Here is a 20394-nt window from a genome sequence, read left to right on the forward strand (position 1 = left end):
GAGCCGGGGCCGGGGGCGGACGTGGCCGGGGACCTTGTCGGTGGGGTGTTCTACGGTCTGGCCATGACCACCTCCGATGATGTCCGTGCCATCGCCCTGTCGCTGCCGGAGACCACAGAGAAGATCGCCTGGTCGATGCCCACCTTCAGGGTCGCCGGGAAGATGTTCGCCACCTTGCCCGAGGACGAGACCTCGATGGCCGTCAGATGTCCCAAGGTGGAGCGGGAGGAGCTGGTGCTGGCGGAGCCGGAGAAGTTCTGGGTCGCCGCCCATGAGGCGAGTTCGGCCTGGGTGCGGGTGCGGCTCGCCGCGCTGGACGACCTCGATGAGCTGCGGGACATCCTGCTCGACTCCTGGCGGCAGGCCGCACCGGCCTCATTGCTCGAATGATCACACCATGCGGCCGGTCGCTCCTCGAAATGTGGCGTTATGGGCGTTCGAGTAGATAACCGACACGGGTGAAAGTCTGGACTTTTCCCGGCAATCGGAGTGCTGTCTTCCGCTGTGCGAGGTTCCCTGGAGGGGGATCAGCGAGGGAGGCCGCATGGTGCACGGCGGCAGGACGAACCGCCCCGCGGTGTGCGGCGGCCCGTGCGCGGCCGCCGTCCTTCTGCTGCTGGCGGTCACGCTGCTGCACGCCGTGCTGGCCCTGGGGGTCGTCCGCGCCTCGCCGTCCACCGGGCCGGAGCGGTGCGCGACCGGTAAGGCTGGGGCGGCTGGGGCGGCCGGGGTGCCGAACCGGGCCCCGGCCACGTCCGTGCCCGGTGGCGAAGGTGCGCCCGCCTCGGCCCGGGCCCTCGCCGCGTCCGCCCCCGCGGGTGCTCCCGCTCCCGTCATCCCCGTTCCGGTGGCGCCGGAGGCCGAGGACGAGCGCCCCACCTCCTCGGCGTCGGCCGTGTTCGCCGCCCGGGACGGTGCCGGGCATCCGGCCCGGCACGCCGGGCGGGTGGCTCACGGCGCCTCGTTCGGCGCCCATCGGTCCCTCTCGACGTCCCTCGGCCCGCTCGTGCTCGGCGCGGTCCGCGGCCGCCCCGCCGATCCGGCGCCGGGCGTCGGCGCGTTCGGCGCCGGGGGCGACGTCCCGGCCGGCCGGCTCTCCTCGCGGTCCGTCGTTCTGCGCTGCTGACCGGGCCCGGCCGTCCGGCATCCCGTTTCCGCGTCCGTCGCGGATCCCGGATGCGGTCCGGCCTGCCCGCCCAGCCGTAGGACGTCCGAGACCGCAGGAGTATCCGCATGCCCATCGATGTCTATGCCGCCATGCGCGCGATGTTGCGCGCGGAAGCCACCCGGCACCCCGTCACCCCGCGGACCGGCGCCGCCGATCCGTCGCCGCCCGCGGTGGATCCGGCCGCTCCCGTCCCGGTGGCCGCCACCGTTCGGGACACGTCCGCCGAGGAGACCATGCCGACTCCGCCGACCGTGCCGGCTCCCTCCGCCGCACCGCGCCCCGTCCGCCGGGCCCGCCCGTCCCGTTGCCTGTCGCGCTGCCGCGCCGTGCTGCGCGCCGTACGCCACGCCGTGTCGTCCTGCTTCGCCGGACGCGCGTCACGACAGGGCCGGTGACACACCGGGCCGGTGGCACAGGGACAGTGACACAAGGCCGGTGGCACAGGGCCGGTGGCACAGGGCACCGATGGCACAGGGCCGCTGACACACGGCCGTTGACCCGCCACCGAGGGAGGGGAACCGGAAGCGCGGGTGCCGGGAGGTCACACCGGCCCGTCGTTCCGTCCGCCCTCCGGTGAATCCCCGCTCGAGAGCAACCGCTCGCGCTGCGCCACGGCCCAGGCGTAGCCGGGATTCAGCGCCACCGCACGCTCCAGATCCGCCAGCGCCGCCGCGCGTCTGCCCAGGGCCTCGTTGGCCATCGCGCGGCTCCCCAGGGCCCAGGCGTAGCCGGGGTCGAGGGCCAGCGCCCGGTCGTACACCGCGATGGCCTCCTCGTAGCGGCCCGCGAAGCGGTGGACATCGCCGCGTTCGCCGAGCGTTCCCGGGATGCCCGGCTCCAGCGCCTCCGCCCGGTCCAGGTCCTCCAGCGCGCCCGCCGTGTCCCCCAGGGTGCTGCGGACGCGGGCCCGCCGGAGCAGTGCCCAGGTGTAGTCGCCGTGTTGTTCGATGGCCCGGTCCAGGTCCGCCAGGGCCTCCTGGATCCGGCCGAGCGCCATCTTGGTCTGGCCTCGGCTGCCCAGGGCCACATGGTCCGCCGGGTCGGCCTCGATCACCGGGTCGAGCCGGGCCAGCGCCTCCTCGTACCGGCCCGCCCGGCGACAGGTCTCCCCGCGCTCCCGCTGGACCCAGGTCGAGCCCGGCTCCAGCGCGTCCAGGCGGTCCAGCGCGTCCATCGCCGCGGTGAACTCCCCGGTCGCCCGGTGGACCACGGCGCGCCCGAAGTGCGCGCGCACATTCCCGGGGTCCAGCTCGGTCGCCCGGCGGAAGTCCCCCAGCGCCCCGTCGAACTCCTCGACCGAACGGCGGTGCCAGCCCCGTACGACGAGGGCCGCGACCCGGGCGGCGGTGTCGAGCCCGGCCCGCGCCAGCAGCAGCCCCATCGCCTCGATACCGCGCCGCCGTTCGTCCGCCAGCGCCTCCACCAGGTGCCGCCCCCAGGTGCGCACCGCGTCCGAGTCGGCGTCCTCGCCCGCCTCGACCAGGGTGGTCGCCCAGCGCCGGGCCACCGCGGGGCCCGCGTCGCAGGCGCCGATCCCCTCCCGCAGCGCTCCGGACAGCGCCGCCGACGGCCGTGCGCACAGCAGGTGGTACCACTCCTCCAGCCGCGGTCCGCTCCAGATGTCCAGCCGCCATCCGTCGTGCGGGTCGAGCCCTCCGGCGGCCGCCTCCCGCCATCCGGCGAAGGTCTCCGCCAGCCGGGTGTGCGCCGCGCCCCACCGGCGCGGTGAGGTGGTCCGCTGCAGCCGCAACATGGGGGCGCGCACCACATCGTGGTAGCGGGCCGCGCCATCGCGGTCGCCGACGAACGGCAGCGACCGCAGCCAGCCGAACAGCCCCGCCCCGTCGTCGTCCACCGCCGCCCTGAAGATGTCCTCGTTGAGCCGCCGGGGCAGCGCGCCCGCCAGGGCGGCGGAGCGGCGCACCGGATCGCGCTCCCACTTCAGGAACCGGTCGACGGCGGTGGCGCTGGGGTCGTCCAGGTCCCCGCCGGTCCCGGGGTTCTCGGCGAGGGTGGACACCAGGACCGGCAGCCGGCCGGAGAGCCGCAGTACCTCCCGTACCACCGGCTCCTCGGTGATCCCCTTGGCGGTCAGCAGCTGCCGGGCCTCCGCGTCGGTGAACGGCTCCAGCGGCAGCTCCGCCACCACATCGGCCAGATCGCCCCAGCGGCCGGGGTCCAGCCGGGTCTGCCCGGCCAGCACCAGCACGGTGTTGGCGGGGAGGGTGCCGAGGCGTTCGCTGGTCAGCAGGGTGCGCAGCCAGGGGTCGAGCAGCGGGCCGAGGCGCTCGTAGGTGTCGAAGAGCAGCACCAGCCACGGCACCGCCGCGGCCGCCTCCGACAACTCCCTGACCAGCAGCGGGGACAGCGTCTCCACCGGATCCAGCACCAGCTGGACGTCCTTGTGGTCGCGGAACCGCGAGCTGAGCGCCGCCCGCAGCCGGTCGGTGCCCTCGGCCAGCGGCACCGGATCGACGGCGCCCGCCAGCGCCCCGACACCCGGCACCAGGCCGAGCCCCGCGAGACCCGCCCGCGCGGCGGCCATACTGCCGGTGCTGGGCCCTTGCCGCTCGCCCACCGCCGGTACCGACTCCGCCTCGTGACGGCGCTGCCGATAGGTGGCGAGCCGCCGGTCGAAGGCCGCCAACTCCCGTCCCTGGCGGGCGAATTGCTCGCTGATCGCGGCCATTGCCTCGGGTGCGGAGCTCGCCGTCTCGTCGACGCGGGCGGTGAGCGCGCCGTACTCCTGGCGGGCGGTCTGCTCCAGCCGGCGCGTCAGCCAGGTCTTGCCCACGCCCGCGTGGCCGTGCACATGGAAGACGAAGCGATGCCGCGCGTCCTCCGGCGGCAGCCCGAAATTGTCCCGGAACGCGTCCAGTTCCCGGCGCCGGCCCACGAATCCGGCGTTCCTGCGCCGCTGGATGAGCTCCTGCATCGACGGCCGTGCCCGCCCCATCGGCCCCTCCTCCCCTCGGGATCCAGTCTGCCAGTACGATCGGTGGGCGGGCTTATTGCGTGCGATGCGCAGGTGCCCAGCTACCGCATCAGGACCGCGACCCCCGACGACCTCGACGCCGCCCGCGGCGTGATGCTCGACACCGTCTACCGCGACTTCGGAACCGGCTATGTGCCGCGCTGGCACGCCGACATCATCGATCCCGGCGCCGCGTATCTGGACGGTGCGCGCCACACCCTGCTGGTCGCGGTGGACGACGGCGACGGGGCGGTCGTGGCGACCGCCGCGCTCGACTCCCGGGGCCCGGCCCATCCGCCCAACCTCCCGTGGCTGGCCGCGCGTTATCCGTCGGGCGAGACCGCCCAGCTGCGCCGGGTCTATGTGCGCCCCGAGCACCGGCGCCACGGGCTGGCCCGGCGGCTGGTGCGTGCGCTGCTGGACTTCGCCGCGGCGGACGGCCGCTATCGCGCGGTCTATCTGCACACCGATCCGGCGGTGCCGGGTGCCGAGCCGTTCTGGCGGTCCCTGGCGAAGGTCGTCTGCGATGAGCGGGAGGCGCCCGGGGGCGGTCAGGGCATCGTCCACTTCGAGGTGCCCATGACCCCGGGGCATCCCGAGTTTATGGAAATGATTATCATGTAGCTTCCGTGTTCCGCCGTACCGCGCAGCCCCTGGAGAACCACGCCCATGCACTCTGTCCGCCGCCGATGGGCCGCCGCGCTGCCGCTCCTCCCGCTGCTCGCCGGGTGCTTCGCGGCCCGCGACGGTTCCCCGTACGACGCCGGGGCCGAGGCGGGCGGCGGGCGCCTCCGGGTCGCGATGGCCTTCCCGCCCGCCGAGCGCTTCTCCCCGTACGGCGCCGACGCCACCCTGCTCAGCAGGCTCGGCGTCACCGAGGGGCTGACCCGGCTGGACGGCAACGGCGGCGCGGTGCCCGCCCTCGCCGAGTCCTGGACCCGGGAGAGCGGCGGGAGTTGGGTGTTCGCCCTGCGCGAGGCGCGGTTCCAGGACGGCACCGAGGTCACCCCGGCGGCGGTGGCGGGCGCCCTCACCCATGCCACCCGCGCCGATCCGCCGCCCGCCGCGCTCACCGGGGTCACGCTCACCGCGGAGGCGGTGGGGGAGCGGCGGGTCCGGGTCACCACCGCGACCGCGGACCCCGCCCTGCCGCTGCGGCTGTCCAGCCCGAGCCTGGCCATCCTCTCGGCCAAGGCGTACCGGACGAAGACCGCTACCAGGCGAGGGGAGACGGCGGACGGGACGGCGGCGGTCGATCCGGCCGGCACCGCCACCGGTCCGTTCGCCCTGACCGGGACCACCGGCGCCACCCGCGCCACCCTCCACCGCTTCGACGACTACTGGGGCGGCCTCGCCCACGCCTCCGGCCTCGACGTCCGCTTCATCGCCGACGGCACGGCGCGCACCAACGCGCTGCGCGGCGGCGAGGTGGACATGGCCGAGGCGGTCCCGGTCTCCCAGGCGGCCACCCTCGACAAGGCCACGCTGCGCGAGGTGCCCACCGCCCGCACCACCGCCCTCTTCCTCAACACCCGCTCCGGGCCCTTCGCCGACCCCGCCGTCCGTGCCGCCGCCCGCGAGGCCGTCGACGCCTCCGCCCTCGCCGAGGACGTGTACGAGGGCCATGCCGACACCGGCCGCGGGCTGTTCGGCCCGGCCCTCACCTGGGCCGCGGGCGAGCGGCCCCGGCCGTCCGGCCGCCCCGCCGCCACGCGGGTCCGGAACACCTCGATCACCCTCGCCACCTACGACAACCGGCCCGAACTGCCCGAGGTCGCGCAGGTGCTGCAACAGCGGCTGCGCAAGGCCGGGTTCGGCGTGAAGCTTGAGGTGCGGGAGTACTCCCGGCTCGAAACCGACGCCCTGGCCGGGAAGTTCGACGCCGTGGTGGCCGCCCGCAACACGATGCTCGACACCGGCGACCCGGTGTCCTATCTCGCCGAAGACTTCACCTGCGACGGCGGCTACAACCTGGCGCGGGTGTGCGACAAGGCCGTGGACCGCGCGGTCGCCGAGGCCGGGTCCCGCGCCGACGACGCGGCGCGCCACCGCGCCGCCCTGGCCGCGCAGACGGCCGTTCTGCGCACGGACGGGGTCGTCCCGCTGGTCCACCAGCGGATCCTCCACGGCGTCGGTGCCTCGGCGCGCGGTGTGATCCTCGATCCGTACGAGCGCACGCTCGTCGGCACCGGTACGCGACGTTGAGCGGCGCACGGACGCGGTCCAGCGGGCGGAACGCGGTACCGCTGAGCACCGGACGGGCCACCGGGCTGGTCGCACTGTGGCGCGTCGCGCTCGCGGGGGCGTTGCTGTGCGGCATCGGTCTGCTGCCCTGGCTGTCCCGTACCGACCCCGCCCGCACCGTCCTCAAGGCGCGCGCGGCCGACCGCGACCCCAGCCCCGAGCTCCTGGAGTCCCTGCGTTCCCAACTCGGCCTCGACGCCGGGCCGTTGCGGCTGCTCGGCCGGTGGCTCGCCGGGCTGCCCCACGGCGACGCGGGCACGTCCTGGATCTCGGGGACGGCCGTGGCCCCCTCGGTGGCCGCGGCACTCGGCGTGTCGCTGCTGCTCATGGGCGGGGCGCTGGTGGTCGCGGCGGCCACCGCGGGCGCGGTGTGCGGGCGCACGCTGTGGCTCGGGCCGCGGCGGCGGGCCGCCCGGCGCGGGGCCGGTGCGGGGAGCGGTGGCGCGCTGCTCGCCGCGCTGCCGGAGTTCCTGCTGGCGTCCGTGCTGGCCGCCGTGGTCGGGGTGCGGCTCGGCTGGCTGCCCGCGGTCGGCTGGTACGGGCCGCGGTGGATGGTGCTGCCCTCGCTCGCCCTCGGCCTGCCCGCGGGCGCCCTGCTGGGGCGGGTCCTGGATGACGCGCTGCCCGGCGCGTTCGCCGAACCCTGGGCGCGGGCCGCCGCCGCGCGCGGGCTGCCCGCCCGGCGGATCGCCCGCCAGGCGCTGCGGCGTGCCGTGCCCGGAGTGCTGCCGAACATCGGGCTGTTCGTGGTCGGGCTCACCGGGGGCGCGGTCGCCGTCGAGCAGGTCTTCGACATTCCCGGGCTCGGCCGGCTCTCCTTGCAGGCGGCCATCGCCCAGGATCTGCCGATGCTCCAGGCGTGCGCCCTCGTCCTGATCCTGCTCGCGGCCGCCGCCGGAGGTCTCGCCCACCTCGTGGCCCGGCTGTTGCTCGGGCCCGCGCCGCGCGACGGGGCGCTGCCCTCGCTCGACCGGCCAATCGCCCCGTCCGCTCGCGCGATTCCACTGCTCCACGGCGCGCTTCTGCTCGCCGTCGTGGTGCTCGGCGCCCTCCGGGACCCGCTGGCCGTGGACACCGCCGCCCGGCTCACCGCCCCGTCCTGGGCGCATCCGTTCGGCACCGACGCGCTGGGCCGCGATCTGCTGGCCCGGGTGGGACACGGCGCGCTGTCCACGCTCGCGCTCGCGGTGGCGGTGAGCGCCGCCGCGCTGGTGGCGGGCGTGCTGCTCGGGCTGGTGCCCCGGCTGTCCGGCGGACTCGCCGAGACGGTGAACGCGGTGCCGCCCGTGCTCGCCGGGCTGCTGGTCACCGGGGCGGCGGGCCGCGGCCCGTACACCCCCGCGCTCGCCGTGGCCGCCGTCGCCTGGGCCCCGCTGGCCACGCACACCTCCGCCCTGCTGCGGCAGCAGCGCGCCGCCACCCATCTCGCCGCCACCCGCGCGCTGGGCGCCTCCCGCCGCCATCTGCTGCGCCGCCACCTCCTGCCCGCGGTCCTGCCCCCGGTCGTCCGCCACGCGTTGCTGCGTCTGCCGTCCGTGGCGCTCGCCCTGGCCGCGCTGGGCTTCCTCGGCCTGGGAGCCCAGCCGCCGTCCCCGGAGTGGGGCCGGCTGCTGGCCGAGAACCACCCGTACGCCGAGCGCGCCCCGTGGGCCGTTCTCGCGCCCGCCGCCGCGCTGGCCCTCCTGGGCCTCCTGGCGGTGACGGCGTCCGGCGGGGTGCGGTGGCCCCGCGCGACGCCCGCGCATTGACGACCGCCCGGGGCGCGTCGGAGACTGACGGTCCGCGCGAAGTGAACCGAAGTTCACTCAGCGAACATGCCCTTGGGGCGAGGGACCGCAAAGGACATCCGATATGACCCTCCACCGCGATCTGTTGATCGATGGCAAGGACACCCCGGCCGTCTCGGGGCGCACCGCCGAGGACCTCAACCCTTACACCGGGGAGGTGTTCGCCACCGTCGCGGCCGCCGGGGCCGAGGACGTGGCGCGTGCGGTGGCCGCCGCCGATGCCGCCTTCCCGGCCTGGGCGGAGCTGGCCCCGTTCGAGCGCCGTACGATCTTCCTGACCGCGGCGGACCTGCTGGAGTCGCGCGCCGCCCGGGCCGCCGAGATCATGGCCCAGGAGACCGGGGGCACCGCGCCCTGGGCGAATTTCAACGTGGGCCTGGCCGCGAACATCCTCCGCGAGGCCGCCGCCGCGATCACCGCCCCGCGCGGTGAGGTGCTCAGCGCCCAGGAGGCGGGCGCGCTCGGTCTCGCCGTCCGCGAACCGGCCGGTGTCGTGGCGGCCTTCGCCCCCTGGAACGCGCCGGTCATCCTCGGTGTCCGCTCCGTCGCGGCGCCCCTGGCGGCGGGCAATACGGTGGTGCTGAAGCCCAGCGAGGACGCGCCGCTCGCCTGCGGGCTCTTCGTCGCGGATGTGCTGCGCGACGCCGGGCTGCCCGACGGGGTGCTCAACGTGGTCACCAACGCCCGTGAGGACGCGGCCGAGGTGGCCGAGGCGCTCATCGCCGACCCCCGTGTACGGATCGTCAACTTCACCGGGTCCACCGGTGTCGGCAGGACCATCGGCTCACTCGCCGCGCGGCACCTCAAGCCGGCCGTGCTGGAGCTGGGTGGCAAGAACGCCATCATCGTCCTGGACGACGCCGATGTGGACCACGCGGTGAACGCCGCCACCTTCGGCGTGTTCATGAACTCCGGTCAGATCTGCATGTCGGGCGACCGGATACTCGTCCATGAAAGCCTCGCCGAGGAGTTCACCGCGAAGTTCTCCGCCAAGGTGGCCGCCCTGCCGTGCGGCGACCCCGCCGTACCGGCCACCGTGGTCGGCCCGCTGGTCACAGCCGACTCCGCGCGCCGGGTGGCGGCCCTGGTGAAGGACGCGGTGGACAAGGGCGCCACGGTGCTGACCGGCGGTGGCGAACCCGACGGCGCGGTCCACCCGGCGACGGTGCTGAGCGATGTCACCCCGGACATGGACATCCACCACGCCGAGGCCTTCGGCCCGGTCTGCGTGGTGGACACCTTCGCCGACGACGATCGGGCCGTGGCCCTGGCCAACGCCACCGACCACGGCCTGACCTGCGGCATCATCACCGAGAACGGAACCCATGGGCTGAAGGTCGCCCGCCGTGTCCGGACCGGCATCGTGCACATCAACGACCAGTCGGTGGCGGACGAGCCCCAGGCCCCGTTCGGTGGCGTCAAGCACTCGGGGTACGGGCGGTTCGGCGGCCGCTGGGGCATCGAGGCGTTCAGCGACACCCGGTGGATCACCCTCGCCACCCAGCACGCCCACTACCCGTTCTAAGGGGGTGCGGCTCCGCCGCGTGGCGGGGCTTTGCCCCCAGACCACCCGGGGTCCGGGGGCGTAGCCCCCGGTAACGGGAAGGGGCGGGGAGGGGAAAACGTCGATGTGCGGCTCCGCCGCGTGGCCCGCCGGCACCCCGTAGCGCGGGCGCATGGCTCGGGCCGCTTCTCGGGGATACCTCAGCCTCTCCCCGCGCCCGTCAGCCGATCCCGGGAATGAGGGGCACGGCCCCCGGGCGGCGCGCCGCCAGCCGCAGCACCCTGACCGTGGAGCGCACCACCTGCTCCTTGGCGCGCGCGGCCGTGCCACCGCGCAGCACCGTCTCGCGCGGGGCGTCGTCCGCCCGCACCAGCTGGATCAGCCCGTCCCGGCGGCCCAGGCTCACACACTGCGCCACGAACCGGAAGCGCAACGGCTTCGGCTCCCGGCCCCGCGTCTCGGCGATGATCGAGGAGGCGGCGTGCGAACCGGAGGGGAGCGCGGTGGCACAGGCCATGCGCAGGGCACCGGCGGCCGGGGTGGCCATGGCCGCCGCGTCGCCCACCGCGTAGATCTCCGGATGGGACACCGAGCGCAGAGTGGCGTCGACGCGGACGCGGCCGCCCGGGTCGAGGGCGATCCCGGCGGCCTCGGCCAGGGCGGTGTTCGCGGTCATCGCGGTGGCCCAGACCACCGCGTCGGCGCCGAGGTCCTCCGGGCGCGTCACCCGGCGGCCCTCCTCGATCCGGACACCGAGCCCGGTGAGCGTCGTACGGACATGGGCGCGGCCCTTCGCCGACAGCCCCGTGCCGACTTCCTCGCCCGTGATCAGCCGGACCCTCCAGGCGTCGTGGGACTCGGCGATCTCGGCCGCGAGCTCGATGCCGGTGAGTCCCCCGCCGACCACCGTCAGCTCACCCGGGCCGTCCAGCAGCCGCTTGTGCAGTTCGGCCGCCGTCTCCGGGGTGTAGGCGCGCTCACCGGGGTCGGCGGTGCGGCTGCCGAGCGCGTACACCAGCCGGTCGTACGGAAGCCGGCGGCCGTCGTCGGTGGTGATCCGCCGGGCGGCCGGATCGATCCCGGTGGCGCGGGCGGCCACGTGGACGATCCCGGCCCGCCGGGTCAGCGCGTCGAGCGGATGTGTGATGTCGGGCCGTCCGACGGCCCGCTCGTGCAGCCGCACGCGCTCGGTGAAGGCGGGGCTCGGATCGACCAGGGTGACGCGGGTGTGCGGGGCCAGCCGCAGGGCGGCGATCAGCCCCGCATAGCCCGCGCCGAGTACCAGGACCTGCTGCTTCTCCATGTGGGCGGCCTCCTTGCCGGTCGGTGTTCACGAGGAGGACGACACGGTGGCCCGAGATGTGACGGTGATGCCGGTCACAGGTTCGGCAGATCGAGGTGGCGGAGCTTGTCGGGGTTGATGACCGCGTCGATCTCGGTGATCACACCCTGGTGTACGGAGAACGCGAAGACCACGGCCTGCCCGTTCGCGGTGTCGACGATGACCAGGCCCGGGGCGCCGTTGACGTCGCGGTGGTGCACCAGCATCGTGGCCGGGTCGAAGCCCCGGGTCAGCCGCTGGGCGAAGCGGGCCACCTTCTCGTTCCCCAGCACCGGGAGCCGGGCCGCCGCCACCTTGCCGCCGCCGTCCGAACGCCAGACGACCTCCGGATCCAGGATCTCCAGCAGCCCGTCCATGTCGCCGCCCATGACCGCCCGGAGGAACGCGTCCACGGCCCGCCGGTGCTCCTCGCGGTCCACCGAACGCCGCGGTGCCTCCGCCCGGACCCGCTTGCGGGCGCGGGAGGCCAGCTGCCGTACGGACTCCGGGCTCCGGCCCACCACCTCGGCGATCTCGGGGAACGGCACCGAGAAGACATCGTGCAGGATGAAGGCGGTCCGCTCCGCCGGAGTCAGCCGCTCCAGCACGGTGAGCAGCGCAAGACCCACCGACTCGTCCAGCGTCACCCGGTCCTCCGGACCGCCCGCCGCCACCACCGGCTCGGGCAGCCAGGGGCCGACATACGCCTCGCGCCGCGCCCGCGCCGAACCCAGCAGGTCGTAGCAGATGCGGCTGATGACGGTGGTCAGATACGCGCGGGGGTCGGCCACCTCGTCCGCGGGCAGCCCCTGCCAGCGCAGCCAGGTCTCCTGCACCGCGTCATCGGCGTCGGCGACCGAGCCGGTGATGCGATACGCGACGGCCCACAGCCGGTCGCGCTGTTCTTCGAAGGCGGTCAGCTCTGCCATGTCCCGATCCTCTCCTCGGCCTGAGAAGGAGGACGAGACAGCGGCCGGAAGTGTGACAGCCGCCTCCCGGGAGCGCGGTCGTGCCCCGGGCCGGCGGGTTGGCGCGGGGGCCACGGCAGGCGTAAGCAGTAGATGTGCACACGCGGCAAGGTCCCTCGGATCCGCGCCGGCCAAGGTGGCGGACCCGCTTCTTGGTCGTGATCCCCCTGCTGGTCATCGGGCTGATCACGCTCGGCGATGTGCTGGCACCGGCAAATGTCCGGCTCAGCCCGCTGCTGATCGCCGCCCCCGCCATGACCGCCTCGTTCGCCGGTCCGGTGCTCACCGCGTGCGTCGGGCTGCTGGCCGTCCTCGCGCAGATCGCGGCGAACGCCTCGGAGGGGTTCCTCGGCCTTCCCGGCCGCCTGACCGAGGTGATCACCCTGGCCCTGGTCTCGGCGATGATCGTGCTGTTCCGGGCGGTTCTCGACCGGCACATGCGCGAGCTGAACCGGGTGCGGGCGGTGGCCGATGTGGCACAGCGGGTGCTGCTGCGCCCGCTCCCCGAAAGGGTCGGCCCGCTGCTGATCGCCTCGGTCTACCTCGCGGCCGAGCCGGGGGCGGAGATCGGCGGCGATCTGTACGCGGCGGCGCGCACCTCGAACGCCACCCGCCTGATCATCGGCGATGTCCGGGGCAGCGGGCTGACCGCCGTCGCGGACGCCTCCCTGGTGCTCGGCGCCTTCCGCGCGATCGCCCACTGGCCCGTACCGCTGACCGATCTGGCCTCCCACCTGGACACCGCGCTGTCCGCGGAGCGGACCGAACCCCGCGACAAGGAGCCCGGGGCGGGGGAGTCGTTCGTCACCGCCGCCGTGCTGGAGATCCCCGACGACCGGCCGGTGGTCCGCCTCGTCAACTGCGGACATCCGCCGCCGCTCCTGCTGCGCGACTCCGGTGTCAAGGCGCTGGAGGGCCAGGCGCCCGCACTGCCGCTGGGCCTCGGCCACCTGGCGGCCGGCAGCTACCACAGCGAGGACTTCCCGTTCGACGAGGGCGATCAGCTGCTGCTCTACACCGACGGGGTCGTCGAGGCGCGGAACAGTGAGGGCACCTTCTTCCCGCTCGCCGAGCGGCTCCCCGGAGTGGACGGCGGCGGCCCCCAGTACCTCATCGACCGTCTGCAGCGCGATCTGCTCAGCCACACAGGCGGCCACCAGGGCGATGACGCCGCCCTGGTCGTCCTCGAACGCCACCGGGCGGAGCGCTGACGCACCCGGTGGCGCCGGGCGCCGCCCGGCAGCCGTGGCCGGGCCGCGGTGCCCGCTCGCGGAACCGGCCAGGAACGGACATCGGCCTCGATCGCTCGTAAACTGGTCATATGGGCAGCGGGAACGAGGGCCCGAATCAGGGCCCCGAGGACTTCGGGCCGGATCCACTCGGCGACTTCCTCGCACGCTTCCTCGGGACCGGGCCGGCCGGGCAGCGGCCCGATTCACGCCATGTCGACTTCGGCCGGCTGATGAGCGAGAACGCACGCCATCTCGTCTCGGCGGCCGCCTCCTACGCCGCCGAACACGGCAGCACCGACCTCGACACCGAACATCTGCTGCGGGCGGCACTCTCCGCCGAGCCCACCCGCACCATGGTCTCGCGCGCCGGAGCCGACCCCGACCGGATCGCCGCGGAGATCGACCGGGAGGCGGGCGGCGGGCCGCCGCGCAACTCGGTCGCCGTCACCCCGGCCGTCAAACGGGCGTTGCTCGACGCCCATGAGATAGCCCGCTCGCGCGGCGCCTCGTACATCGGCCCCGAACACGTGCTGATCGCGCTCGCCGCCAACCGCGAGTCCACCGCCGGGCAGATCCTGGGCGCCGCCCGCTTCGAGCCCCGGGCTCCCGGCCCGCCGACCGGCGGCCTCACCCCGAGCGCCCCCACGGCAGACCAGAGGCCCGTCATGGACCAGCGGAAGACCCCGAACCTCGACCGGTTCGGGCGCGACCTGACCGAACTGGCCCGCGAGGGGCGGATCGACCCGGTGATCGGCCGCGACGAGGAGATCGAGCAGAGCATCGAGGTGCTCGCCCGGCGCGGCAAGAACAACCCCGTCCTCATCGGCGAGGCCGGAGTCGGCAAGACGGCCGTCGTCGAAGGGCTCGCCCAGCGGATCACCGACGCCGATGTGCCGGACATCCTGCTCGGCCGCCGGGTCGTCCAGCTCGACATCGCGAGCGTCGTGGCCGGCACCCGCTTCCGCGGCGACTTCGAGCAGCGCGTCACCAGCATCGTCGACGAGATCCGCGCCAACTCCGACGAATTGATCATTTTCATCGATGAGCTGCACACGGTGGTCGGCGCCGGCGGCGGTGGCTCCGAGGGCGGCCAGATGGACGCCGGCAACCTCCTCAAGCCCGCGCTCGCCCGCGGCGAACTGCATGTGATGGGCGCGACCACGCTCCGGGAGTACCGCCAGTACATCGAGAAGGACGCCGCGCTCGCCCGCCGCTTCCAGCCCATCATGGTCCCCGAGCCCACCTCCGCGGACGCCGTCGCCATCCTGCACGGCCTCCGTGACCGCTACGAGGCCCATCACCAGGTCCGCTACACCGACGAGGCGCTGCTCGCCGCCGTCGAGCTCTCCGACCGCTATCTGACCGACCGCTTCCTGCCCGACAAGGCCATCGACCTCATGGACCAGGCGGGGGCCCGGGTACGGCTGCGCTCCAGCGCCCGCGGCACCGATCTGCGCGCCCTGGAGCGGGAGGTCGAGCAGCTCACCCGGGACAAGGACCAGGCCGTCGCCTCCGAGAGCTATGAACGCGCCACCTCCCTGCGGGACCGGATCGCCGAGCTGAACAACCGGATCGCGCAGGCATCCGAAACGCAGTACCACGGCGGGCGCGTCGCCGAGGTCACCGTCGAGGACATCGCCGAGATCGTCTCCCGGCAGACCGGGATCCCCGTCTCCAGCCTCACCCAGGAGGAGCGCGAACGGCTGCTGAGCCTGGAGCAGCACCTCCACCGCCGGGTCGTCGGGCAGGAGGAGGCCGTGTCCGCCGTGGCCGACGCGGTCCTGCGCGCCCGCGCCGGACTCGCCGACCCCAACCGCCCCAGCGGCAGCTTCCTCTTCCTCGGCCCCACCGGCGTCGGCAAGACCGAACTCGCCCGCGCACTGGCCGAGGCGCTCTTCGGCAGCGAGGACCGCATGGTCCGCCTCGACATGAGCGAGTACCAGGAGAAGCACACCGTCAGCCGGCTGGTCGGCGCGCCACCCGGCTACGTCGGCCACGAGGAGGCCGGACAGCTCACCGAGGCGGTGCGCCGCCAGCCCTACTCGCTGCTGCTCATGGACGAGGTGGAGAAGGCCCACCCCGATGTCTTCAACATCCTGCTCCAGGTGCTCGACGACGGCAGGCTGACGGACGCCCAGGGCCGCACCATCGACTTCAAGAACACCGTCATCGTGATGACCAGCAACCTCGGCTCGCAGACCATCACCGGACGCGGTGGCCCCCTGGGCTTCGGCGGCGGCGGTGGCGAGGAGGCCGACGACGCGGCGCGCCGGGAGCGGGTGCTGCGCCCGCTGCGGGAGCACTTCCGGCCGGAGTTCCTCAACCGCATCGACGAGATCATCATCTTCCGCCGGCTCGCCGACGACCAGCTGCGGCAGATCGCCGATGTGCTGCTGGAGGAGACCCGGCGCCGGCTGCACGCCCAGGACGTCGGCGTGGAGTTCACCCTGGCCGCCGTCGACTGGCTGGCCAAACACGGCCACCAGCCGGAGTACGGCGCCCGGCCGCTGCGCCGCACCATCCAGCGCGAGGTCGACAATCCGCTCTCCCGGATGCTGCTCGGCGGCGAGCTGCCCGCGCACAGCCGGGTCCGGGTCGATGTGCACGACGACCGGCTGACCTTCCACATCCAGGAGGCCGCCGAGCGGACGGGCCGGCCCGGCCCGCCGGGTCACACGGAGCGGCCGGGCGGGACGGAGCGACCGGAGCGGTAGCGCCTCCGGGAGCGAGCCGGGTCAACGGCCCATGGACAGGCCGTCCTTCTTGCCGCCCCGGCTGAGCACCGCCTCCTGGATGGTGCTCAGGGCGCTGGTGTAGCCCGGGTTGCCGGGGCTCTTCTCCAGGGCCCGGGGAAGGTTCACCAGGGTGATCGGATCGTTGTCCACGGCGTGCGGGATGTACTCCGCCTTCTCCACCTGCCACGCCCTGCCCGGGGCGGACGGCGGGGTGAAGGTGAAGCGCGCCGCCGAGCCCATCTGGCCGCGCTTGTCGGGCATGACCCCCGCGATCTGGTCGCCCATGCCGTAGACCACCCAGGTGCCGTTGACCTTCTCGTACGCCTGGGGGATATGGGCGTGGGTGCCGATGATCAGGTCGATGTCGCGGCGGCCGCCGTCCTTGGCGGCGGTGAGCTTCTTGGCGAGCGAGAGTTGGAGCTTGTCCGGCGCCTGCTGCCACTCGGTGCCCCAGTGCACGCTGACGACGACCACATCGGCCCCGGCGCGCCGCGCGGCCCGCGCGTCCTTGATGATCCGCGCCGGATTGATGAGGTTGACCAGCCACGGTTTGCCCTTGGGGACCGGGATTCCGTTGGTGCCGTAGGCGTAGGCGAGATGGGCCACCTTGGCGCCCCCGGCCTCCATGATCGTGGAGCGGGTGCTCTCCGCGGCGGAACGGGCCGATCCGGCGTGCTTGAGCCCGACCTTGTCCATGGCGTCGAGGGTGCGGACCACCCCCTCCGGACCGGCGTCGAGGGTGTGGTTGGAGGCGGTGGAGCAGGAGTCGTAGCCGATGTCCTTCACGGCCGAGGCGAGCTGCGGAGGCGTCTTGAAGGTCGGATAGCCGGTGAACGGCCCGTGGGTGGCCCCGTAGACGGTCTCCATATGGCAGATGGCCAGGTCGGCCTGGGCCACGATGGGCGCGGCCGCCCGGATCATGCGCCGGAAGTCATAGCTCTCACCGCCCGAGTCCGCCTTCGCCTGGCGGATGACCGAGGCGTGCACCAGCAGATCGCCGGTGGCCACGAGGGTGAAGTTCTTCATGGACCCGCTCCTGGCCGCCGCCGAGGTCTTCGAGGGCTTCTCCTCGGCCTTCGGGGTGGCCGGTGTCCCGCTGCCGCACGCGGTGGCGGCGCCGAGCAGGGCGACGGCGAGAAGCGCCGTCCGATGGCGTGGGTGATGGGACACGGTGCACTCCGCACTGGTCCGGGCCATGCCGGACCCTTTTGTTCTGATTGTCGGATTGTCATATTTATTGCACGACATCAGTGGGGCTTGCGGAGTGGTGGGGGAGCTTCACCGGTTCGGCCGACCGGTTGCACCCGATGGGCCCGGTCAACCCCTGTCCGGAGGTCATCGATGGGACAATGCGCGCCCGCCGCGCGGCGTCACGGCCGGGGGCGGTCCCCGGGTGGCCGTCCATCGCGTAACTCCCCTGTAAACAAGGGTCGTTAGCGGTGCGTGCCGGGTGCCGAGCTGACACCATGGGGGTGTGTCGCTCGCGGCATCCGCGGTGGGACCTCGGGGGAGGACGTTCCATGCAGATCGGCCGGCCCAGCATCACCGCCCGCGGCGCGGCCGCGTTCCGCGCGGCCCACCAGGAGCTGGAGGGCGGCCGGGTGTTTTACGACCCGCTGGCGCCCCGTGTCCTCGCCGCCGACGCGGACGACCCCGTCCTCGAGGCGGCCTACCACCCCGGGCGCGAGGATGTGCGGCTGTCCGTGGCCGCCCGTGCGCGGTTCGCCGAGGACGCCGTCGCGGCCGCCGTGACGCGCGGGGTACGGCAGGCGGTGGCACTCGGGGCGGGGCTGGACACCTTCGGCTGCCGCAATCCGTACGAGGCGGAGGGCCTCAGGGTGTTCGAGGTGGACCATCCCGTCACCCAGGAGTGGAAGCGCGACCGCTTGGCCGCCGCGGAGATCCCCGTACCGCCGTCGCTGACCTTCGCGCCGGTGGACTTCGAGCGGCGGAGCCTGGCCGACGGGCTGACGGCGGCGGGCTTCGACCCGGCCCGCCCGGCGTTCTTCTTCTGGCTCGGGGTGGTGCCGTATCTGACGCATACCGCCGTGCTGGACACGCTCGGCTTCATCGCGTCCCTGCCGGACGGCTCGGGCGTGGTCTTCGACTACGGCGAGCCGCCGGACGTGCTGCCGCCGGAACAACGTGCCGTGCACGAGGCGCGCGCGGCGTGGGCCGCCGAGGCCGGTGAGCCCTTCCTCAGCTTCTTCACCCCGGAGGAACTCGCGGACGAACTGCGCCGGCTGGGCTTCGCCGCGAGGGAGGACATCCGCTACCGCGACCTCACGGCCCGGTACGAGAGCGGCCACCGGATGGCCGAGGGGAACGCGGACCTCGGCGCCCATGTGATCCACGCCTGGACGCAGGGTTGAGCGCGTGGATCCAGGGTTGAGCGCCTGGGCTCAGGGCTGAGCGCCTGGGCTCAGGGATGAGCCCGGACCGCCGGTGAACGGCGGCCCGGCCTCATCAACGCGCCTATCAGCGACCGGAGTTGCTGAGCCTTCCGGCGGCGGTCACCGGTACGGTCACCCGGCTGCCGCCCAGATCCACCGTCACCTTCGCCCCGGTCGGGTCCTCGAAGTAGAGGAAGTCGGCGTCGGTGCCACCGAGGACCAGCCCCAGCCGATGGCCCGGCTTGATCTCGTAGTCGCCCGGCAGGGTCTTCCAGGTGATCCGGTAGGACCGGCCGGGGGTGAGTGGCTCGGGGGTGGTGAGCGAGTGGCGGTTCTGGGCGTCCATCCAGCCCCGGGCGATCACCTCGGAGGATTTGCGCGCCGTCACATTGGCCGTCTGCTGGTAGCAGGCGTCGTCCTGGGCGGTGCTCTCCCCGTGGCAGGACTCCTCGTCCAGCCCCCGCAGACCGTCGTGGATCCGGTTCTGGGGTTCGTTGCGGTTCCAGTCGATCCGTTCGTCCTCGCCGTAGTCCACGAGCAGCGCGGTGAGGTTCGACGTCGGTTTGTCGAGTGTGACCCGCAGATCCGCGGTGGGTGTGCCGGACAGCCGTACCCCGGTGCGCAGCGGCGGGGTGACGAACGCGAGCCGGCCCGGACGGTTCGCCGACGGGGCGGCGGTGAGATCCGCCTCGCTCAGCTTGGTGTCGGTGAAGGATCCGGTGCCGCTCGCGGGACTCAGCGCCAGCGAGCCATCGGGCCCGGGGTGCAGGGGGACCGAGGAGGTGCCCGCGGGCCAGTCGGCCTGGGTGGTCCAGGTGTCCGGGCCGGTCTGCAGATCGACGCGGGGCTCGTCCATGATTCCGTTCTGGATGCCGTACAGCCAGTGGTCGAACCACCGGTGCACGGTGTCGACCCACTGCGCGCGCCGACCGGGCCAGTCGAACGGATCGGTGTGGCCGTAGCGGCCCAGCCACAGCTTGCGCGGCACCCCGCGCTCGGCCAGCGCGCCCCACCAGTTCGCGAGCTGGTCGATCCGGATGTTGTAGTCGTTGATGTCATGCGCCGCGAGGACGCTCGCGCGCACCTTGTCCACCTCGGGTGCGGGCTGTGCGAGGTAATTGCGCTCGTTCCAGTGGGCGTTGTAATTGCCGGTGGCGTCGTCCTCACCGGCCTGCAACCGCTCGCGCACCGCCTGGCATTTCTGGGGCGGATCGGTGTCCAGCGCGGTGGTCAGATACGAGGCGAAGCCGTTCCAGTGCTTGGCGCCGTTGGTGCGGGCGAACTCGTACCAGGAGCTGACTCCGGAGATCGGGACGATGGTCTCCAGCCCCTCCACCCCGGTGCCCGCCACCGCGTTGGCCAGCATGCCCTCGTACGAGTGGCCGATCATGCCCACCTTGCCGGTGGACCAGGAGGCTTTCACCTCGCTGCCGTCCGCCGCGTACGCCGTGGCGCGGCCGCCCAGCCAGTCGATCGTGGCCTTGGCGGCCGCCACATCGGCGGCGCCGCCGACCGTCAGACAGCCGTCGGATCTGCCGGTGCCGGTCACATCGACATCGACCACGGCATAGCCGCGCGGCACGAAGTAATTGTCGTAGAAGAGAGGGAACTTGGCCGGGTCGCCCTGGGCGTCGTAGGCCTTGCGCTCCGACTCGAAGCCACGGCCCACGGTGTCGTTATAGGGACTGGACGACATGATGACCGGCACCTGGAGACCCTGTTGGGTCTCCTTGGGCCGGATGATGTCCACCGCGACCCGGTCCTTGCGGCCATCGCCGTCACTGTCGACGGGCGTTTGGACCATCAGGTGCTCCCGTACGGCGTCCGCGTAGGAGAACACCGGCTGAGTACGGCCGTCCACCACCTTGGTGGCGGGTCTGGTGGCTGTCCGGGCCGACGCGGGCCCGGCGGGCAGTGTGGCAAGGGCTGTCGATATCGTGAGCGCGGCGATCACGACCCCGCGCCATCGTGCAGTACGCATACGGACCTCCTGGCCACGGCCCCCGCCCCGGGGGGCCCCCGCGGGGGGGGGGCCGCCGGGGGGGCCGGGGTGGGGGGGCCGTCAGGC

General features: G+C 73.7%; 15 protein-coding genes. 10 read left to right on the plus strand and 5 right to left on the minus strand.

Features of this window, described 5'->3' with window-relative positions:
- Positions 1-63 precede the first annotated feature (63 nt).
- The 3 genes from ACFXB5_RS32745 (at position 64) to ACFXB5_RS32755 (ending at position 1563) form a co-directional block, all read left to right on the plus strand.
- The gene (locus ACFXB5_RS32745; RefSeq protein WP_210944792.1) at positions 64-390 is read left to right on the plus strand and encodes an MmcQ/YjbR family DNA-binding protein; all 327 of its coding nucleotides are present in this window, start codon (positions 64-66) and stop codon (positions 388-390) included.
- Between the two features lie 154 nt (positions 391-544).
- Positions 545-1126 (plus strand): hypothetical protein, encoded by a 582-nt coding sequence (locus ACFXB5_RS32750; protein ID WP_385214683.1) that lies wholly within the window; start codon positions 545-547, stop codon positions 1124-1126.
- A gap of 107 nt (positions 1127-1233) precedes the next feature.
- Positions 1234-1563: a hypothetical protein gene (locus ACFXB5_RS32755; protein ID WP_385214686.1), complete on the plus strand. Its 330-nt coding sequence runs from the start codon at positions 1234-1236 to the stop codon at positions 1561-1563.
- A 146-nt stretch (positions 1564-1709) separates the two neighbouring features.
- Here the strand turns inward: ACFXB5_RS32755 and ACFXB5_RS32760 are convergent, their stop codons facing one another.
- On the minus strand, positions 1710-4124 hold the full coding sequence (locus ACFXB5_RS32760; protein WP_385214689.1) for a tetratricopeptide repeat protein: 2415 nt from the start codon (positions 4122-4124) through the stop codon (positions 1710-1712).
- Between the two features lie 72 nt (positions 4125-4196).
- On the opposite strand from ACFXB5_RS32760, the gene ACFXB5_RS32765 reads away from it, so the two are divergent.
- From ACFXB5_RS32765 to ACFXB5_RS32780, 4 genes are all read left to right on the plus strand, one after another.
- On the plus strand, positions 4197-4766 hold the full coding sequence (locus ACFXB5_RS32765) for a GNAT family N-acetyltransferase (protein ID WP_385214692.1): 570 nt from the start codon (positions 4197-4199) through the stop codon (positions 4764-4766).
- 45 nt (positions 4767-4811) lie between these two features.
- Positions 4812-6347 carry an ABC transporter substrate-binding protein gene (locus ACFXB5_RS32770; protein ID WP_385214695.1) on the plus strand — a complete coding sequence of 512 codons (1536 nt, stop codon included), beginning with the start codon at positions 4812-4814 and terminating at the stop codon, positions 6345-6347.
- Positions 6348-6388: 41 nt separating this feature from the next.
- Positions 6389-8134, plus strand: coding sequence for an ABC transporter permease subunit (locus tag ACFXB5_RS32775; protein WP_385214719.1), 1746 nt, complete (start codon positions 6389-6391; stop codon positions 8132-8134).
- Positions 8135-8237: 103 nt separating this feature from the next.
- The gene (locus ACFXB5_RS32780) at positions 8238-9698 is read left to right on the plus strand and encodes an aldehyde dehydrogenase family protein (protein WP_385214697.1); all 1461 of its coding nucleotides are present in this window, start codon (positions 8238-8240) and stop codon (positions 9696-9698) included.
- Positions 9699-9897: 199 nt separating this feature from the next.
- Here ACFXB5_RS32780 and ACFXB5_RS32785 read toward each other — a convergent pair whose 3' ends face one another.
- Together ACFXB5_RS32785 and sigJ are read right to left on the minus strand one after the other, a co-directional pair.
- Entirely contained in the window at positions 9898-10980 is a 1083-nt protein-coding gene (locus tag ACFXB5_RS32785) for an NAD(P)/FAD-dependent oxidoreductase (RefSeq protein ID WP_385214699.1), read from the minus strand.
- Positions 10981-11054: 74 nt separating this feature from the next.
- Complete coding sequence (gene sigJ, locus ACFXB5_RS32790; protein WP_385214702.1) at positions 11055-11927, minus strand: RNA polymerase sigma factor SigJ; 873 nt, start codon at positions 11925-11927, stop codon at positions 11055-11057.
- Positions 11928-12124: 197 nt separating this feature from the next.
- Between sigJ and ACFXB5_RS32795 the strand changes: the two genes are divergently transcribed.
- Both ACFXB5_RS32795 and ACFXB5_RS32800 read left to right on the plus strand, forming a co-directional pair.
- On the plus strand, positions 12125-13177 hold the full coding sequence (locus tag ACFXB5_RS32795; RefSeq protein WP_385214722.1) for a PP2C family protein-serine/threonine phosphatase: 1053 nt from the start codon (positions 12125-12127) through the stop codon (positions 13175-13177).
- Positions 13178-13287: 110 nt separating this feature from the next.
- Positions 13288-15912 carry an ATP-dependent Clp protease ATP-binding subunit gene (locus ACFXB5_RS32800; RefSeq protein ID WP_385214705.1) on the plus strand — a complete coding sequence of 875 codons (2625 nt, stop codon included), beginning with the start codon at positions 13288-13290 and terminating at the stop codon, positions 15910-15912.
- A 21-nt stretch (positions 15913-15933) separates the two neighbouring features.
- Here the strand turns inward: ACFXB5_RS32800 and ACFXB5_RS32805 are convergent, their stop codons facing one another.
- A complete protein-coding gene (locus ACFXB5_RS32805; protein WP_385214708.1) occupies positions 15934-17130 on the minus strand; it encodes a CapA family protein in 1197 nt (398 codons plus the stop codon).
- Between the two features lie 323 nt (positions 17131-17453).
- Between ACFXB5_RS32805 and ACFXB5_RS32810 the strand changes: the two genes are divergently transcribed.
- Positions 17454-18305 (plus strand): class I SAM-dependent methyltransferase, encoded by an 852-nt coding sequence (locus ACFXB5_RS32810; RefSeq protein WP_385214710.1) that lies wholly within the window; start codon positions 17454-17456, stop codon positions 18303-18305.
- A gap of 106 nt (positions 18306-18411) precedes the next feature.
- On the opposite strand, the gene ACFXB5_RS32815 is transcribed toward ACFXB5_RS32810, so the two are convergent.
- On the minus strand, positions 18412-20307 hold the full coding sequence (locus tag ACFXB5_RS32815) for a Xaa-Pro dipeptidyl-peptidase (RefSeq protein ID WP_385214713.1): 1896 nt from the start codon (positions 20305-20307) through the stop codon (positions 18412-18414).
- Between the last annotated feature and the right edge of the window lie 87 nt (positions 20308-20394).

Origin of the sequence: Streptomyces sp. NPDC059455 (genome assembly GCF_042750115.1) — a bacterium.
Lineage (GTDB): Bacteria > Actinomycetota > Actinomycetes > Streptomycetales > Streptomycetaceae > Streptomyces > Streptomyces endocoffeicus.

Bases quoted from the DNA above. Each gene is read 5' to 3' on its own strand.
- ACFXB5_RS32805 (WP_385214708.1), bottom strand. From the start codon at position 17,130: ATGGCCCGGACCAGTGCGGAGTGCACCGTGTCCCATCACCCACGCCAT.
- ACFXB5_RS32770 (WP_385214695.1), top strand. From the start codon at position 4,812: ATGCACTCTGTCCGCCGCCGATGGGCCGCCGCGCTGCCGCTCCTCCCG.
- ACFXB5_RS32755 (WP_385214686.1), top strand. From the start codon at position 1,234: ATGCCCATCGATGTCTATGCCGCCATGCGCGCGATGTTGCGCGCGGAA.
- ACFXB5_RS32760 (WP_385214689.1), bottom strand. From the start codon at position 4,124: ATGGGGCGGGCACGGCCGTCGATGCAGGAGCTCATCCAGCGGCGCAGG.
- ACFXB5_RS32815 (WP_385214713.1), bottom strand. From the start codon at position 20,307: ATGCGTACTGCACGATGGCGCGGGGTCGTGATCGCCGCGCTCACGATA.
- ACFXB5_RS32800 (WP_385214705.1), top strand. From the start codon at position 13,288: ATGGGCAGCGGGAACGAGGGCCCGAATCAGGGCCCCGAGGACTTCGGG.
- ACFXB5_RS32780 (WP_385214697.1), top strand. From the start codon at position 8,238: ATGACCCTCCACCGCGATCTGTTGATCGATGGCAAGGACACCCCGGCC.
- ACFXB5_RS32745 (WP_210944792.1), top strand. From the start codon at position 64: ATGACCACCTCCGATGATGTCCGTGCCATCGCCCTGTCGCTGCCGGAG.
- ACFXB5_RS32810 (WP_385214710.1), top strand. From the start codon at position 17,454: ATGCAGATCGGCCGGCCCAGCATCACCGCCCGCGGCGCGGCCGCGTTC.
- sigJ (WP_385214702.1), bottom strand. From the start codon at position 11,927: ATGGCAGAGCTGACCGCCTTCGAAGAACAGCGCGACCGGCTGTGGGCC.
- ACFXB5_RS32750 (WP_385214683.1), top strand. From the start codon at position 545: ATGGTGCACGGCGGCAGGACGAACCGCCCCGCGGTGTGCGGCGGCCCG.
- ACFXB5_RS32785 (WP_385214699.1), bottom strand. From the start codon at position 10,980: ATGGAGAAGCAGCAGGTCCTGGTACTCGGCGCGGGCTATGCGGGGCTG.